At 33.5% G+C, this 16,295-nt stretch carries 9 protein-coding genes; all 9 read left to right on the top strand.

The features are described 5' to 3' along the window. The first annotated feature begins 13 nt into the window (after nt 1–13). The 9 genes from GQR97_RS00220 (at nt 14) to GQR97_RS00180 (ending at nt 16,295) form a co-directional block, all read left to right on the top strand. A complete protein-coding gene (locus tag GQR97_RS00220; RefSeq protein ID WP_158843895.1) occupies nt 14–832 on the top strand; it encodes an alpha/beta hydrolase in 819 nt (272 codons plus the stop codon). Between the two features lie 6 nt (nt 833–838). Continuing rightward, on the top strand, nt 839–2,317 hold the full coding sequence (locus GQR97_RS00215; protein WP_199269893.1) for a sulfatase-like hydrolase/transferase: 1,479 nt from the start codon (nt 839–841) through the stop codon (nt 2,315–2,317). 14 nt (nt 2,318–2,331) lie between these two features. After that, complete coding sequence (locus GQR97_RS00210; protein WP_158843893.1) at nt 2,332–5,139, top strand: heparinase II/III family protein; 2,808 nt, start codon at nt 2,332–2,334, stop codon at nt 5,137–5,139. 25 nt (nt 5,140–5,164) lie between these two features. Continuing rightward, on the top strand, nt 5,165–6,637 hold the full coding sequence (locus GQR97_RS00205) for a right-handed parallel beta-helix repeat-containing protein (protein ID WP_158843891.1): 1,473 nt from the start codon (nt 5,165–5,167) through the stop codon (nt 6,635–6,637). A gap of 85 nt (nt 6,638–6,722) precedes the next feature. Further along, nucleotides 6,723–8,123, top strand: coding sequence for a glycoside hydrolase family 30 protein (locus GQR97_RS00200; RefSeq protein ID WP_158843889.1), 1,401 nt, complete (start codon nt 6,723–6,725; stop codon nt 8,121–8,123). Between the two features lie 26 nt (nt 8,124–8,149). Continuing rightward, entirely contained in the window at nt 8,150–9,823 is a 1,674-nt protein-coding gene (locus tag GQR97_RS00195) for a sulfatase (RefSeq protein ID WP_158843887.1), read from the top strand. Between the two features lie 94 nt (nt 9,824–9,917). Continuing rightward, nucleotides 9,918–12,593 (top strand): hypothetical protein, encoded by a 2,676-nt coding sequence (locus GQR97_RS00190; protein ID WP_158843885.1) that lies wholly within the window; start codon nt 9,918–9,920, stop codon nt 12,591–12,593. Nucleotides 12,594–12,598: 5 nt separating this feature from the next. Continuing rightward, nucleotides 12,599–15,406 (top strand): heparinase II/III family protein, encoded by a 2,808-nt coding sequence (locus tag GQR97_RS00185; RefSeq protein WP_199269892.1) that lies wholly within the window; start codon nt 12,599–12,601, stop codon nt 15,404–15,406. Further along, on the top strand, nt 15,396–16,295 hold the full coding sequence (locus tag GQR97_RS00180) for an alpha/beta hydrolase (RefSeq protein ID WP_233267585.1): 900 nt from the start codon (nt 15,396–15,398) through the stop codon (nt 16,293–16,295). The genes GQR97_RS00185 and GQR97_RS00180 overlap by 11 nt, the downstream gene beginning before the upstream one ends.

The following is a 16,295-nucleotide window of genomic DNA, read 5'->3' as shown; positions in this document are numbered from 1 at the left end:
TAAATCAGTTTATATGAAAAAGTTAGTTGGGTTTTTACTCGTTTTTTGTTTGTCATTATCGCTTTATGCGTCAAAAATTGATACGCTAGTTGTGCATAGTAATAGTATGAATAAAGACATAAAAAATGTAATAATTACTCCCGATTCTTATAAAAAAAATGGAGAAGCTTTGTCTGTCGTTTATTTGCTGCATGGAGCAGGAGGCGACCACAAAGCATGGTTAGGAAAAGCTCCTAAGATTAAAGCTTATGCCGACCAATATAATGTAATTATTGTGTGTCCTGATGGTACTAAAACAAGTTGGTATTTTGATAGTCCAATTGATGAAACCATGAAGTATGAAACTTATATTTCGAAAGAATTAGTTTCTAAAATTGATAAAACGTACAATACAAAAGCTAATAATAAAAACCGTGCCATTTCTGGTTACAGTATGGGCGGCCATGGAGCATTGTATTTGGCTTTTAAACATAATGATATTTGGGGAGTAGCAGCAAGTATGAGTGGAGGTGTCGATATTAGGCCATTTCCATTGCGTTGGGATATTTCTAAAAGATTAGGTGTTTATGCCGAAAATCCTGAAATCTGGAAAAAAAACAGTGTAATTAATTTAGTGTATTTACTAGATGGTGAAAATCTAAATTTCTTATTTGATTGTGGTGTAGACGATTTTTTTCACGACGCTAATGTTCGTCTTCATAATAAATTAGTGGAACGCAATATTCCACACGATTATATTGAACGTCCAGGTGGGCATACCAATAAATACTGGAGTAATTCTATAAAATACCACATGCTTTATTTTAGCGACTTTTTTAATAAATCAAAATAGATTAAAATGATCCAAGTAATAAAATATATGGTATGCGTGGTTGTCTTATTAGTCATTTCATGTAAATCCAAAGAAAATTCTTTATTAAAAGAAGATACTGTTCAAACTGAAAAATCGTCACAGCCTAACATTGTTGTTATGTTATGTGATGATTTAGGTTATGGAGATCTAGCAGCATTTGGGCATCCTATTATTAAAACAGATAATTTGGATAAACTGGCAAAAACCGGAATTAAACTCACCAATTTTTATTCCACAGCTCCAGTTTGTTCACCTTCAAGAGTTGGGTTGTTAACAGGGAGAAGTCCAAACCGAGCGGGTGTTTACGATTTTATTCCGGGGTATAAAAAAAGTGAAGATAATCGAGATTTAGTGCATCTTCAAGCCGATGAGGTTACCATTCCTGCTATTTTAAAATCTGCTGGATATGCCACATGTTTATCTGGTAAATGGCATTGTAATTCTCGTTTTAATAATGCAGCACAACCTCAACCAAATGATTTTGGTTTCGACCATTGGTTTGCTACACATAACAATGCAGCGCCTAGCCATCATAACCCGAATAATTTTATTCGTAATGGTGAAAAGGTTGGTGAGATAGAAGGTTTTAGTAGTCAAATTGTAGTTGATGAAGCTATTAATTGGTTGAAAATCCAAAAAGATGATAAACCATTTTTTCTTGAAGTGGCTTTTCATGAACCACACGAACCTATTGCTTCACCAGAAGATTTAGTTCAAAAATATTTACCATTGGCAGAAAATCGTCAGCAAGCAGAATATTTTGCTAATGTTGAAAATGTAGATATTGCAGTAGGCCGTTTAGTAACTTATTTAGAAAAACATAATAGTGAGAATACATTAATCATTTTCACTTCCGATAATGGGCCAGAAACCTTTATGCGTTATAGTAGAGCCAAGCATTCTTATGGTACACCAGGTGCCTTAAAAGGGATGAAGTTATGGACTAACGAAGCTGGTTTTAGAGTACCGTGTATTGTAAATTGGATGGGGAAAGAAACCTTTTCAGGAACCTCGGATCAAGTGGTTTCAGCATTAGATTTTCTACCAACATTTGCTGAATTGGCGGGAGCCGAATTGCCAAAACGCACTTTGGACGGTCAATCCATTAAAAGCTTTTTAGATTCGGGTAAATTAACACGTGAAAAACCGTTGATTTGGGCTTTTTATGATGCTATTAACGAACGCCGAGTGGCTATGAGAAGTGGCGATTGGAAAATTATGGGGCGCTTAGATGTTAACAATGAAGAATTACCACATATTCATAATCTATACGATGGAAATGAAGAGTTTGTAAAAAGTGCAAAATTGACCGACTTTGTATTGTTTAATTTGAAAAACGACATCAGTGAATCTGAAAATTTAGCTTTAAAAGAACCAGAAGTTTTTAAGAAGATAAAAGCGGAATTCGAAATTCAATATAAAAAACTTTTAGACGGAAGCCATATTTGGGTGCGTAATGAATAGGAGATATGAAAAGGATGAAGAAAATAGTTTTTTTAATTACTTTTAGTTTGTTTTTTGGAAAGTTGACTTATGCTCAATTTGTATTTCCTAAGAATATTGAACGAGTACATTCGCGTTTAATATCGTCTAAAGTTTCTAAAGAAGATATTCTTCAAAAAATAGAAACTTCAAATGATGTTCAGCAATCTTATAAAGCTATAAAAAGTAAAATTTCAAAATACGTCGAGCAGTATAAAACTGAACCCGAATGGTTATCATCAAGATATCAAATGTATTGGAAATCTCATGCTACAGATATTTTTGTGAAAGGGGAGTTTTACGATCATGCCAAAGGTTATGCGCCTGTGCCAACGGTACGTTTTACAGGGCAACGAGATTATGTTACAAATTATAAAATACCAAGTTTAAAAGATGCAAAGCCATATTTAGAAGATTCGCGTGGTTTATTTCTTCAGAATAAAAAAACAGATAAATGGGAGTGGGTAAATCCAGCTAAAACAGGAAGAATAATAGAAAATACTAACGAAAATATTATGAGAATTGCTCGTGATGCAGCGTTGGTTTATTATGTTGAAGGTGATGCCGATTACGCAAAATTAGCAGCACATTTGTTCGATGTGTATATGCAGGGTTTGTATTATAGAAACGAACCTATAGACATGAAAAAAGGAAATGTTCAAAATATAATTGGACTAACTTCTTTTCAAGTTATTAAAGAAAATATTGTAGATGAATTGGCTGAGTGTTACGATTTTCTTTATGATTATATTCAAAAAAAACATAAAAAGGAAAATCAAATTTATGCCACATCTTTAAAGAAATTAGCAGAAATAATTATAAAAAATGGTGTAGCAGATAATAACTGGAATCTACATCAAGCCAATTTTGTAATTCAAATTGCGTTGGTTTTAGATGAAGATAAAATGTACGACGACGGCAAAGGCTGTCAGTATTATTTAAACCGTGTATTTAACGAATCGGAAGTTCGACAATGGTCTGTTAAAGATGTTTTAGATTATGGTTACGATCAAAAAAATGGTGTTTGGAATGAGAGTTCAAGTTATGCTTTAAGCGTGGCCGAAGGGTACACGCATTTGGCAAGAGTTGTTCAAAACTCATTGGGTGTAGATATTATGCAATTTATGCCAGTAATTCCAGAAGCTGTGGCGGTTATGCCTCAGTATTTATATCCTAATAATAACATTGTTGCTTTTGGTGATTCGCATTATGGACCGTTGAAATCTAACCCGTATTACGATTTAATTAGTAATGCACAGCAGTTTAATAATAGAGAACAAGAAGAAAAATTTACTGGATTACTATATTTAATAGAAGGTGAAAAAGTGCAGAATACGAAAGGAAATAAGAAAAATGCATTTTCCAACTTTTTACATGATTCTACAGTTCTTTTAGATGAAACTATTGCACCTGCAATTAAGAGTGATTACATGACGAGTTCTTTTTACGCGCCAACAGTGAGTTGGGTAGCTATGAGAAATGGGTTGGATGCAAAACATGGTTTAATGATTTCTCAAGTTGGGTCTTTAGGGAATCATGCCCATTCCAATGGTATTGCTATGGAATTGTATGGTAAAAATTATGTTTTAGCTCCTGAAGGGGGGCGTGGATCGAGTTATTTTCAGCCAGATTATCGTGAGTATTATTCGCAATTCCCTGCACATAATACGGTTTCTGTAAATGGAAAATCACAGTACAATAAAATGCGTAGTTACTATCCTTTTCAAGTGAATGCATTGTATCCAACTTCGGAAAGAAAATCAGGCTATTATCCAAATATCAATTTTTCTGATGTTTATTTTAATGAACCGAGTACAAATTCCGATCAAAATAGAGTGATGAGTATTGTACGTACCGGTGAAACTTCTGGATATTATGTAGATATTTTTCGTTCTAAACAAAAAGACGGAAAGGATGGATATCATGATTATTTCTATCATAATTTAGGTCAAGAGTTAAATATTTCAACCAAAAACAATCAAACTCTAAAATTAGACACGAGTTCTAAATTAACTTCAAAAGCAGGTAATATTAAGGCTTACGATTACATCACAGATGAAACTTCAGTAAAAACAGATTCAGATTTTAACGCCATTTTTAATTTATCTATTAAAGGAGAAGAAAAAGTTAGCATGAATATGTGGATGAGCGGGAATAAAAATCGTGAAATATTCAAAGTAAAATCACCACGTTCTGAGGCTATGAGAGAAGCTATGGTTCCCGAAGAAATAGCTAAGGTATTACAGCCTACTATTGTAGTACGCCAAAATGGTGAAGCATGGAATCGTCCGTTTGTGGCGGTTTATGAACCTTCAACAACTAGTGAACCTTCAAGAATAAAACATATTGAGACTTTTGATGCGACTTCAAATAAAAGCTTTGTAGGATTGAAAATAGAAAGCCTTTCGGATAGAAAGGATTATGTGTTTTCTTCGGATACATTCGGAACTTACACTTTTCAGAATATAGAATTTGACGGAACTTTCGGGATAGTAACCACCGAAAAAGATAAAACAACACTTTTTCTGGGTTCTGGAAAAAGGCTTGAAGAAAACGGATATAATATCGAAGTTTTAGGTAAAAAATATGGAACAGCGACTTTAGTTTATGGCGAACAAATGCAATTGACTTGCGATGATCCAATTTTACTAACGGTTCCGGATGTTTATGGTAAAGGAAACGTCGTTATGAGCTTTGGGTTTAAACAATTAAATGGGGACCGCCATATAATAAACGGGGAAAAAATAATAACCTTTAAAGTGCCACCAATGCCTTTTCAAGACATTGTTATAGGTTTAAAATAGTAAGATAAACCAAAACTAAATAACCATGAAACAACCAAAATTATTACCTAAATACCTTTTCGGTTTAATTATTTTATTTTCCTTATGTTTTATTACAGCTTGTGATAGTGGAGAGGAAAAAGATGATAAAGTTATTGAAAATGAGGAAGAAGTTATAGAGGAGGAAGTTGTACTTAATTATGACGATGATATACTTGCCATTTCTACAATTGACGAATTAAGAAAAGCGGTTCAATTATCTGGTAAAACCATTAATATGAAAGCCGGGGAATATGTTGTATCTGGGACCATGCCTGAAGACCCGAAAACTATTTTTCATTTTAGTGGATCTAATAACGTATTTAATTTTGAAGGAGTAACTATTATAATCCCAACCAGTGTTTTACGAAATATGGGGCCTGGAAATACGCATGAGTTTGCTACGTATCGAATAGACGGTAGCAATCTTGTTTTTAATGGAGGGGATTTTGAAAATACAGGAGAGGAACGTCCTTATAAAAGCCTTGCAGAATTTGAGGTACACGGTAATGATATTTCATTTCTTGGTTGTAATTTTATTATAAAAGGGTCGGCGCCTTATGGCTATGGTGATTTGTATGGTAAAGGTTCAGATCATTATGTAGGGCTGTATAAACATTCCGCAATGTCTATTTTAGGTGATGATGTTTTGGTAGATGGATGCGATTTTAAAGTGTTTTCTTTTGGACACGGAATTCATATTCATGGATCGCAAAACACCATAATACGTAACGTTACTATGGAAGGAGCTAGACGACTTACAGACGAAATTTATGAAGAAACTTCTGGTCCTGCTTATGATTATGGTTTTAAAATATATTTCCCAGAATTGGAAAGAGGTTTGCCTATTCGAAAAGGAGAGATGATTAGTTTAACAGAAGATGGAATAAGAGCTTATTTAGATGGTGATGATGTTAATGGTGTTAATCGTAGAACAGGAGATATTACAGTCGAAAATTGTTTTGTAGATAAAATGCGTGGTGGAATTACCTTATCTATTGGTTCTGGAGCTTCTAATGTATCAAACAATACAGTAGTAAATTGCGAACATGCTTATAGCTTTCCTTCCAATGCTGTTGTTAAAAACTGTAAAGGTAATACAGCCTTTGGTCCGTTATTGATGTTACCTTATGATCATAAGAAAAATTCTGATATTGAATTGGAATTGATAGATTCTGAAGTTACTATGGGCAATCATCCTTTTGCACAAATTACGGGAAGTGGACATCAGGTTAAATTCACTTATAATGGAACAAAACCAAATGAAAACTTACGCCCTATTTGGATTGGAGTTGCAGAAGATTGGGGAGATAATGACGAACGTACTGAGGAAGATTTGAAAAACACTTATAGTGCTACCAGTATTGAATTGAATAACGAGACTAATAATCCAGTACTATTAGGGGAATATTCAAAAACAAGTATTATTACAAGTGTGGGTGAGGTTGTAGATGAAGGGGAATCTAATATTATAAATTAATCATTTCAAACAGGTTAATTCAAATAAATATAAAGAGTAATAGTAACAATGGTTTTGCTATTCAAATAACAAAAACTAAATAAATATGAAAAAGTTAACGCCGCTACTTTTCTGTCTTTTATCTATGATAACTGTATGGTCTCAAAATAATGTAGAAGTGCATGCTATTAAATTATCAGGAGAAATACCGAATGGAGAAATTATTGTAAATAAATCCGTAGGAAAAGATGTGGAAACGCCTATTAACCGAAAGAATAAAATAAAATTATATCCAAACGTTGAGTTTCAAACGCTTGAAGGTTTTGGTGGTGCTTTTAATGAAATTGGAGGAGAAGCCTTAATGTCATTACCATCGGAATTACAAGATCAAGTTATAGCGAACCTTTTTAGCTTAGATCAAGGGGCGGAACTTGTGTTTAATAGAACTGCTGTTGGTGCTAGCGATTTTGGAATTGATGCGTATAGTTATGCTGAAAAAGCAGACGATTATAAGATGAAGCATTTTTCAATAGAAAGAGAGGAAACTACGGTTATTCCTTATCTTCAAAAAGCATTTAAAGCAAATCCAGACTTAAAATTATTTGCTTCACCCTGGAGTCCACCAGCATGGATGAAATATTCTGGTTTAATGGATAGAGGTGAAGAGTTTCCTGAGAAGAACCAACTAAAAGATGAACCTAAAATCTATAAAGCTTATGCGTTGTACTTTTCTAAATACATTCAAGCTTACGTGAAAAAAGGCATTACTGTGGATAGGTTAATTATTCAAAATGAAAATGATGCCAATACTAAATATCCGTCTAATGATATGTCGGTGGCTCAAATGAATAAATTAGTAAAATCTTATTTACGTCCACAGTTTGAAAAAGATAATATCGACACTGAAATTTGGGCAGGAACTTTTAGAACCTACGGGCGTTTAGATGCCATTGAAATTGCAGCTAACGAGGACTATAGGAACTTGTATGATGGTATAGGAATTCAATATACTGGCGGAATTTATATTCAACAAACCAAAGATGTTTATCCAGAAGTAAACTTAATGCACACAGAAGGAAACTGCGATGATGGAAAAAATAATTGGGGACAAGCATCAAACAGATTAAGAGAGATTGCTAACTATATTAATAGAGGTGTACCAAATTATTGTTATTGGAACATGATTTTAAATGAAACTACCGAAAGTGGTTGGGATTGGAAACAAAATTCACTTATTAATATAGACCGAAATACAAAACAAGTAACATATAATCCAGATTATGCGGTTATTGGGTTTATGAGTCAGTATTTGGTTCCAGGAGCTAAACGAATTGCTAACTTTTCTAGAGCCGATTTAATTTCAATAAAGTACGAAGGAAAAATTTATGTACTTATTCAAAACACTAAAGATGAAGCACAGGCTTACGAGTGTCAAATAGAAAATGGAGAAGGTATAAAAGTTGAAATTCCAAGTAATTCATTAGCCGTTGTTATTTTAAATGTCTAATTAAAAATTATCATTATAATATAACTATGAAAAATCTAACTATTTTAAAATTGTTAACTGTTTTCTTTTTAATAAGCATGGTGTCTTGTAAATCGAAAGAAAACAAGGAGGTTGCTGTTGTTAAAAAAGAATTGCCTGCAAAGCGACCAAACATTATTTTTATGATGTCCGATGATCATGCGTATCAAGCTATTAGTGCGTATAGTAATCATTTAATTGAAACTCCAAATATAGATCGCATTGCGGATGAAGGTATTAAGTTTACAAACGCCTGTGTATCTAATTCCATTTGTGCACCGTCAAGAGCAACTATTTTAACTGGTAAACACTGCCATATTCATGGTAAAGTAGATAACGTATTTCCTTTCGATGAATCGCAAGTTACCTTTCCGCAGTTAATGCAACAAGCTGGGTATAAAACAGCCATGTTTGGGAAATTACACTTCGGTAACAATCCAAAAGGTGTTGATGAATTCAAAATTTTACCAGGTCAAGGTCGCTATTACAATCCTATTTTTGATACCAATGACGGACAAATTACGGTTGAAGGTTATGTAACCGATATTATTATGGATATGACCTTAGATTGGTTAGAAGAAAATAAGAATGATGAACAGCCATTTATGTTATTCTCAATGCAAAAAGCACCTCATAGAGAGTGGTTACCAGCGCCTCGCCATTTTAAAGAATACACCAAGAAAACCTTTGTAGAGCCAGAAACTTTATTTGATAATTACGAAGGACGCGGAACCGCAGCTAAAACGGCAGAAATGAATTTATTAACTCACATGAACTGGGCTGGAGATTCTAAGTTATATCCTGAAATGATGGCAGAATTAGGCATTAAAGATAAATCTGGATGGGATTTAGAAGCTTTTGAACGTGAAGTTGGTGCTATGAATGCTGAGCAAAGAGCCGTTTGGGATTCGGTTTACAGACCAATGATGGAAGACTTTAAAAAGCAATACCCAAAAATGAACGACACCGAATTAATGAAATGGCGCTACCAAAGATACATGCAAGATTACTTAGGATGTATTGCTGCTGTTGATGAAAATGTTGGACGTTTGTTAGATTATTTAGAAGATACCGGATTGGATGAAAATACCATTATTATTTATACCTCCGATCAAGGGTTTTATTTAGGAGAACACGGTTGGTTCGATAAACGTTTTGTTTACGATGAATCTTTTAAAACACCGCTTTTAATTAAATGGCCAAATGTAATTACACCTGGAACTACAAATACCGAAATGGTTCAGAATTTAGATTTTGCTCAAACTATTTTAGAAGCAGCACACATTGTTCCGCCTTCTGATATGCAAGGTGAAAGTCTAATTCCTTTGTTATTAGGAAACGACGAAGAATGGACTAGAGATGCCGTGTATTACCATTATTACGAATACCCAGGAATTCACATGGTAAAAAGGCATTATGCTATTATTACTCAAGAATATAAATTGGCGCATTTTTATTACGATGTAGATGAATGGGAATTATACGATCGTAAAAAAGATCCTCAAGAAATGACTAATGTTATAGATGATCCTGCCTATGCAGATATAGTTGTGAAGTTAAAACAACAACTTAAAGATATGCGTAAGTTTTATGGAGATAGTTCGGAGCTAGATCAAGAAGTGCTTAGAAAATACCTTGAAGCCAAAAACAACCCAGATATTGAAACTGTTCCGCTTCATTAAAAAGTAATTAAAATTACGTCTGAGTTTTTATTTCAAATTAAAATTTAGACATTCTTATATAAGAATCATAGTCATAAAATAGTTTTTTATTCAGATGAAATTATCAAAATTAGTACCATTATTAATCGTTTTATTTTTAATAGAAAGCCCTATTTATGGGCAAAAAGAAGGAAGTCACCCTCAAGTATTTGTAAATAAATCTGATAGGCAAGAGGTTTTATCTAAAATTGAAAATGAAGCTTGGGCTAAAGCTTCTTGGAATGCATTACAAGAAGAAATTAATCCGTACGTAACGCGTCATATCACCGATCCACAATGGATTGTTTCTAGATTGGCAATGTATTGGAAAGAAGGGGCGCATTTTACACAATGCTATATTAAAAATCAAAATTGGGATTATGGGGAAGGTAATGCACCTGTACCAACCGTTAGATTACCAGGTATGCGTACTTGGAACGATTATTTAAATGTGCCATTAGAAGATAGAATTCCTTATAGTGAATCTGGAGATTTATTAGGTATTAGTAGATCGAGTGCCGATAAAACGCCTGTATTAATTCCTTATAAAGAAACAGGACACATGATTCGTGCTAACAACATGGAGATTTTAAAGCTAGCCGAAAAAGCCGCTTTTGCATATTTTGTAACTGAAGATGAAAAGTATGCGAAATTTTCTTCAGATATTTTATGGACTTGGATGTTAGGAACCTATTATATGGAGCCACCATTAGATCCTAATAAGTCTACTAAAGGAGCTGGAGGCTACGAACCTGGTGGTATTATGGGGTTTTATGATTATGAAGTTATTCATGACGACAGACAAATTCCTGCTGCTGCTGCTTACGATTTTTTGTATGATTATTTAAATGCGCATCCGCATCCACACTTAAAAGCATTAAGCAAAACCACAACAGAAGTTGCTGGAGATGTGTTTAAACGTTTTATAGAAATAGATTTAATAAGAGGTGGTAAAGTAGGAAACTGGAATGTGAATCGTTATAAAAATATATTGAATAGCATGCTTGTTTTAGAATCTAACGATTTTTATAAAGATGGTAAAGGACGAGAATATTATATTCCGTTTTATACGAAAGATAAACCGTCCGAATATTTTGCAGGATTACCTGTAATCATGGACTATTATAACAAAACAACAGGTTTGTGGCCGGAATCTCCGGGTTATGCGTCAGGCATGATTCCTTTGGTTTTAGATATGGGCGTAAAATTGTATAAATCTGGTGTGAATACGTTAGCTGGAAACCCAATTATTACTAAAGCAGCATTAGCAAATTTAGGTTGGTTAGATGCTCGTGGGAACTTAGTAGTTTTTGGAGACATGCGCGGCGGACCCGCAAATATTTCATCTTTTGAGTCTTTATTAACCTATTCTACTTGGGAAGGAGATACCGAAACAGCAAAAAAAATGGCTACGGTAATTCGTAAAAATATCGCTTCGGGACAGTATGACAGAAACGCATCAAATTGGCAAGGCATTATTTTTAACCAACCTTTGTTAGGTTTGGGAAGTGATTTGCCATTTCATAAAGCGGCATATTCTCCATTTCATAAACATATTATTATGAGAAATGGAAACGATGAAAATAATGGTATGATGTTCACACTGTACGGCGGAAAACATAAATCTCATTTAACAGCAAATGGTTTAGCTATGCAATTCTACGGAAAGGGTTGGGCTATGGCTCCGGATGCTTCGGCATACGAATCTTATTGGTCTAAAGATGCTCCATATCATAGAGGAATTACAGGGTCGAATACCATTTTACCAGGATATAGTAGTGGAGATATTGTTATAAATGCCATGGATCCTGTAGTAGATACCAATATAGGGTTTTATAATACTTCCGAAACTTCCGAAAAGGTATCATTCTCAGATGTGTCTGCAGACGAAAAACGTCGTTTAGTAGCTATGGTTCGAACCTCTGAAACTGCTGGCTATTATGTTGATGTTTTTAGATCGGATCAATTAGATAATGATTATGTTCATCATAATTTAGGGAATTCAGTAATACTTAAAAGTGAATTAAATACACCTTTAAGTTTAGAGAACGTGAATGATTTAGGAGTGAAGTATGATAAAAGTTATTCGTTTTTTAAAAATCAAAGAAAAATAGATTATTCAAAAGATTTTAATGCGAATTGGACCACAACAGCGGTATCTCCTGCATTGCATGTTAATATGTGGATGATGGGACAAAATAATCGCGAGTTGTATGTGGTAGATGCGCCTCCAACAACTTTAAGAGCAGATATAACACCTGGGTTGGTAAACAAAAGTCCTGAAACTACACCAACATTAATTGTACGTCAAAATGATATTAACGGAAAAAAATATCCATTTGTTTCTGTTTTTGAAACGTATGAAACAGGTGAGAAATCTATATATAATATTTCAAAATTAAAAGCATCTGATAACTTTGTTAGCATCTCCGTTACTTCTAAAAATAGTAAGCAATATATCTGTAATGCTATTGATAATAAGCTATACGAGCCTATTAGGGGTTTAAAATTTCAAGGAGTTTTTGGAATTGTTTCAGAAAAAAATAATGAATTTGAATATCTATATTTAGGAAAGGGGAAAAGCCTTCAAAAAGGTGATTTTAAAATTGAAGCAGTAAAAGAAGCCGTTTCCGCAGAGTTAAAGTTTGATAACGGAAGTTATTTTTATTCTTCTGATAAACCTGTTTTCATTCAAACTAAAACAATGAAAGCAAAACAATTTCCAGCGGGTTATAATATTGAAATTAAATAATTAAAATGATAAAAGGAGCAGTAAAAAATTATATATCGATTTGTTTATTGATGGTGTCGCTTTCCGTTTTAGGACAAAGTGTAAAACATCCAAGAATTTATACCAACAATGAATCTAAAGACGCTTTTCTAAAAACTTTAGAAGAGGTTTCTTGGAAGAAAGATCTAGTTGAAAAGAAAAAGAAAAACCTAGAGAAATATCTTGAATATGTTGAAAAAGATCCAAGTTGGTTAGTTTCACGGCTACAAATGAACTGGAAAACAAAACATGATAAAGTCTATTTGAACGCTGGCGATTTTTCTCATTCCGAAGGTTCTGCTCCAGTTGCAACTGTTAGATATTCGGGAACTCGAGATTGGGCTACAGATTATAATAGACCTAAATTGGAAGATGTAATTCCTTATTTAGACGATCCTAAAGGTTTGTATTTAGAGAATAAGAAAACCAAGAAAATGGAATGGATTCATCCGTCTAAAGCTGGTTTTGCTATAGAGAAAGTGAATGAACAAATTATGGCATTGGCAGAAGATGCTGCATTTTTATATTGGTTAACAAATGATAAAAAATATGCAGATTTTGCTGCACCTGTTTTTTTGACTTATATGGATGGTATGTTTTATCGTGATGCGCCAATCGATTTAAAGAAAACTATTCAACAAAAAATATCTGGTTTAGCCACTTTCGAGGTTATTCATGAAGGAATAGTAGTATCTCTAGTAACGGTTTACGATTTTATGTATAACTATTTTGAAGCTAATGAAACGAATTTAGATCATTCGGTTGCTGTGTTTCAGAAATGGGGAGATCAAATTATAAAAAACGGAATTCCAGATAATAATTGGAATTTATTCCAAGCGCGTTTTTTAACTTATATCGGTTTAGTTTTAGAAAGTGATTCAACTTATAAAAATGGAAAAGGACGCGAATATTATTTAGATCACACTTTCGAAACATCAACGGATAGACAGTTGGCGATAAAGGAATCTTTATTAGTTTACGATCATAAAAATGGTATTTGGCCAGAATCGCCATCGTATTCTGTACACGTAATTACCACGCTCTTACGCATTTTCACACTTTTAGATAACTCAACTAATAAAGACGAGTTTTTAAATTATCCCATAGTTGAAAAGGCTGCTTTGGCATCATTTCAATATTTATTTCCAAATGGATATACTATAGGTTTTGGAGATGCCAATCATAAAATTTTACCACCTGAAAACTTCGAGCTTTTAATTTCTAATTATCAAAAATATGATAAGACAGAGAAAGAAGTATTAATTTCTGGAATTCTTTCTAAAATGATTTCCGATGATTTATATACTCGAAAAGCATCTGATTTCTTTCAACTTTTCTTTTATGCAGATGAATTAAAATTGAATAAAAACGAAGTGTCTCCGAGTATTAAAAACTTAACATCTCCTACATTTTATGCGTCTAATGTGAGTATGTTTAACCAGCGAATGGGTGATAAGGATAATGCTGTAATGGTATCTACAGTTGGGTCTTACGGTAATCATGCACATGCTAATGGTATTTCTATGGAACTTTTTGCAAACAATTATGCATTAGGACCAGATATGGGAAAAGGGCCGAGTTATTGGCATCCAACGCATCGTGAATTCAATTCGAGATTTCCTGCGCATAACACGGTTATTGTCGATGGTAAATCTGATTATAGTGCCATGCGTTCGTTTAATCCATATCAATTAGAAAATAGTTATCCAAAAACGGGAGAAACACCAAGTTTTGATAAAATCACGTTTTCTAAAGTGGCGTTTTTAGAGCCTGCAACGGTTTCCGATCAGCAACGTTTTACCGCTATTATAAAATCGAATACAGCTAAAAATTATATTATCGATGTATTTAGGTCTAAAAAACAAGAAGCCGGACCACAGAAACACGAGTATATTTATCATAATTTAGGACAGTCGTTAGAAATTACAGATTCTAAGAATACCGTTTTAAAACTTGATAAAACTTCAGATTTAAGTTCTAAGAAAGGAGATTTAAAAGGTTATAATTATTTTACCGATAAATTTAAAGCACAAACATCTGGTGCTGTTCAGGCTGTTTTTACATTAAAAACTGAAAATAATCCTGATAATTTAATGAAATTGTGGGTAAAAGGGAGCGAGAGTCAAACAATTTATAAAGTGAATTCACCAGCATCTAATGCAATTTCAAAAGGAACAGCTCCATTAGAAATTCTTAAAAAACCTACGCCAACTTTAATTTTAAAGAGAAATGCTGCCGCTTGGCAAAACCCATTTGCAGTTGTTTTCAATCCATATTTTGAAGGCGGAGAAAATCCTATTACTAATGTTTCGTATAAATCATTCGAAAAATATCCAAGTACGCAGGTTATTGATGTTTTATTAAGTGATAAAATAACTAGCGATCATATTGTAGTTAATGCTTCCGATGTTGATATTGCTAAAAATGAGAACTTTTATCAAAAAGGCTTACTTTCAATAAAAAGGCAGGCATTAGAAAATGAAACGCTCGATTTTTTATTCCTTTCAGGGATGTATAAATATGAAAATGATGGTTGGGATATTGTATCTTCAGGGAATCCTTTTACTTTTTCAATTGAAAAAATAAAAGAAGGGTTTACATTTGAAACAGACGAGGCAATTACAATAAATATGCCTTTTATTAAAGGTGATAAGCCAGCTGAATTAAGACTTTATGAAAGTGGTAAATTGGTTGCTAGCCGAAAAGGAACAACAAACAGAAATAATGATGCCCAGTTAGTCTTTAAAATAGAGAAAGGGTACGATAAAGCTGAAATTATATTGAATGGAAAATAGAAAAATATTAGGCAGTATGTTTAAAAAAATAATATTTACAGTATTAGGTTTACTTGTTTTTGTATCATCTTATGGTCAAGAAAAGTGGGAGCCAGTATCTAAAGATGTTATCTATAAAGTGGTTAATAACGACTCATTAATGCTTCGTGTTTATTTTCCCGAAAAATTTAAAAAAAGAAAAAAATACCCGACCATAGTTTTCTTCTTTGGAGGCGGATGGAATAGTGGATCTATTAGTCAGTTTGAAGATCAATCTAAATATTTTTCATCTCGAGGTATGGTTACCGTTGTTGTAGATTATCGTATAAAAAACCGTAATAAAACATCGCCTTTTGAAGCTGTAAAAGATGCGAAGTCGGCTATGCGTTATTTAAAAATTCATGCCAAAGACTTCGGAATTGATACAAATAAAATGGTTGCTTCTGGAGGGTCTGCAGGAGGACATTTAGCGGCTGCAACAACATTGCTTCCTGGTTTAAACGAATCTACAGATGATATTTCGGTAAGTCCAAAAGCGAGTGCGTTAATCTTGTTTAACCCCGTAATAGATAATGGCGAAGGCGATTATGGATACGAACGTATTGGCGATCGTTATATGGAAATTTCACCAATGCATAATATTACAAAAGGCGCACCACCAACTATTTTCTTTTTAGGAGATAATGATAAACACATACCGGTGGCTACAGGAAAGGAATATAAGTCTAGAATGGAAGCGGTAGGAAGTCGATGCGACCTTTTTATATATGAAGGGCAAGAGCATGGTTTTTTTAATAAGTCTAAAAACAAAGGTAAATACTATTATGAAACCGTTTATGAAGCCGATTTGTTTTTACAGTCTCTAGGGTATTTAAAAGGAAAAGCAACTATAACCAAAACTAAAATCTAA

The organism is Algibacter sp. L1A34 (genome assembly GCF_009796805.1).
GTDB lineage: Bacteria > Bacteroidota > Bacteroidia > Flavobacteriales > Flavobacteriaceae > Algibacter.
This window is presented reverse-complemented; position numbering and strand designations above follow the sequence as displayed.

What these genes read in the sequence shown, in the direction of transcription:
- GQR97_RS00220 (WP_158843895.1), top strand. Translation starts at nt 14, where the DNA reads ATGAAAAAGTTAGTTGGGTTTTTACTCGTTTTTTGTTTGTCATTATCG.
- GQR97_RS00215 (WP_199269893.1), top strand. Translation starts at nt 839, where the DNA reads ATGATCCAAGTAATAAAATATATGGTATGCGTGGTTGTCTTATTAGTC.
- GQR97_RS00210 (WP_158843893.1), top strand. Translation starts at nt 2,332, where the DNA reads ATGAAGAAAATAGTTTTTTTAATTACTTTTAGTTTGTTTTTTGGAAAG.
- GQR97_RS00205 (WP_158843891.1), top strand. Translation starts at nt 5,165, where the DNA reads ATGAAACAACCAAAATTATTACCTAAATACCTTTTCGGTTTAATTATT.
- GQR97_RS00200 (WP_158843889.1), top strand. Translation starts at nt 6,723, where the DNA reads ATGAAAAAGTTAACGCCGCTACTTTTCTGTCTTTTATCTATGATAACT.
- GQR97_RS00195 (WP_158843887.1), top strand. Translation starts at nt 8,150, where the DNA reads ATGAAAAATCTAACTATTTTAAAATTGTTAACTGTTTTCTTTTTAATA.
- GQR97_RS00190 (WP_158843885.1), top strand. Translation starts at nt 9,918, where the DNA reads ATGAAATTATCAAAATTAGTACCATTATTAATCGTTTTATTTTTAATA.
- GQR97_RS00185 (WP_199269892.1), top strand. Translation starts at nt 12,599, where the DNA reads ATGATAAAAGGAGCAGTAAAAAATTATATATCGATTTGTTTATTGATG.
- GQR97_RS00180 (WP_233267585.1), top strand. Translation starts at nt 15,396, where the DNA reads ATGGAAAATAGAAAAATATTAGGCAGTATGTTTAAAAAAATAATATTT.